Genomic DNA, 1,377 nt, shown 5'->3' on the forward strand with positions numbered 1-1,377 from the left:
CCGCCGCACCCGGCTCGACCGCGGAGTGCTCGGCGCGGTGGCACTCTCCGCCTCCAGTACCCGTGAGGCCGTCGGCCTGCTGCGACGGGCGACGAAGCGCGGCCTGATCCAGCGCACCGGTGTGGAGGTGGTGGTCGACGCCGACGTGCCCGAGATCCCCGTCGGAGTGGACGGCGAGGCGCTGCTGATTCCCACCCCGGTGCGGTGCACCATCGAACCCGGCGCCCTGCGGGTCCTCGTTCCACGGCACCGTCCGGGTGTCCCGCCCGCCCAGCCGGCGCTGGACCTGGTCCGGCTCCGCGAGCTGGCCTGGGGGCATCGGGCCGCGGCGCACGTCTCGGCCTGAGCCGGGACGTGGCTTCGCCGCCGCGGGAGTGGAAAAATGGACCTGTGGAAAGCCTCGCGGACAGCAAAGTCTGGGCGGACTACAACGCGGCCCAGGCGACGCGTTCCGTGCGCCCGCTGTGTCTCGAGGCCATGGCGCTTGCCGGTCCGGGCACCGGCCGCGGGGCCATCGATCTGGGGTGCGGCGCGGGCAAGGAAACGCTGGCCCTGCTGAACGGCGGCTGGCAGGTGCACGCCGTGGACTCGCTGCCGGACACCAGGGAACGGCTACTGGGGATCGCCCCGGACGCGGACGGCCGGCTCAGCATCGAGGTACGGGCGTTCCAGGATCTCCGTGGGCTCCCGGAAGCAGACCTCATTTTCGCCGGCTATTCGCTGCCGTTCATCCATCCGGACAAGTTCGGCGGGTTCTGGGCGCTGATGCTGAACGCCCTCCGGCGCCCGGCCATGGTGGCGGTGAACCTGTTCGGCGACCGGGATTCCTGGGCGGACGTCCCGGAATGGAATTTCCACACCGAAGCCGAGGCGCGGCAGCTCTTCGACGGACTGGCGATCCTGAAATTCGAGGTGTACGACGCCGACGGCCAGTCGTTCCGGGGCCCCAAGCACTGGCATATTTTCGATGTGATCGCCCGCAAGCCGTGACTCGCTGACCCCCGCAGGCGTCACGGGACGCAGTCTTTTCCGCCCCGGTCGCAGGGACTTCCCCGGCTTTCCGCGAAATCCGGGCTGCGGCTCGGCCAAAAGCCTGCGGGGCGTGACGCACTGACCCCCGGAGTTGTACGACCGCCGCTGCCGGCAGGTGTCCTCCGGTTCGATTTTGGCTGGCACCATGGGACAGACTGTTGCCGTGAGCAACTCTCCCCGGACGGGCCTCGCCGTCGCAGGTCTCAGCCTGGGCACGGCCCTGAACCCGCTGAACTCCTCGATGATCGCCGTCGCGCTTGTGGTGCTGCGCGCAGATTTCGGGCTCGACGTCGCCACCGTCACCTGGGTGATCACTTCCTTCTATCTCACCTCCGCCGCGGGCCA

At 69.7% G+C, this 1,377-nt stretch carries 2 protein-coding genes and 1 pseudogene (1 of these 3 only partly in view); all 3 read left to right on the forward strand.

Translation table 11 applies throughout. From position 1 onward, the window contains the following. The first annotated feature begins 37 nt into the window (after positions 1–37). Positions 38–346 (forward strand): hypothetical protein, encoded by a 309-nt coding sequence (locus K789_RS25785; RefSeq protein WP_237739481.1) that lies wholly within the window; start codon positions 38–40, stop codon positions 344–346. A gap of 44 nt (positions 347–390) precedes the next feature. Continuing rightward, entirely contained in the window at positions 391–990 is a 600-nt protein-coding gene (locus tag K789_RS0102070; RefSeq protein WP_024365294.1) for a class I SAM-dependent methyltransferase, read from the forward strand. 187 nt (positions 991–1,177) lie between these two features. Beyond that, a pseudogene (locus K789_RS22065) lies at positions 1,178–1,377 on the forward strand (MFS transporter) (it continues 1,179 nt past the right edge of the window).

This window comes from Arthrobacter sp. TB 26 (genome assembly GCF_000427315.1).
Lineage (GTDB): Bacteria > Actinomycetota > Actinomycetes > Actinomycetales > Micrococcaceae > Arthrobacter.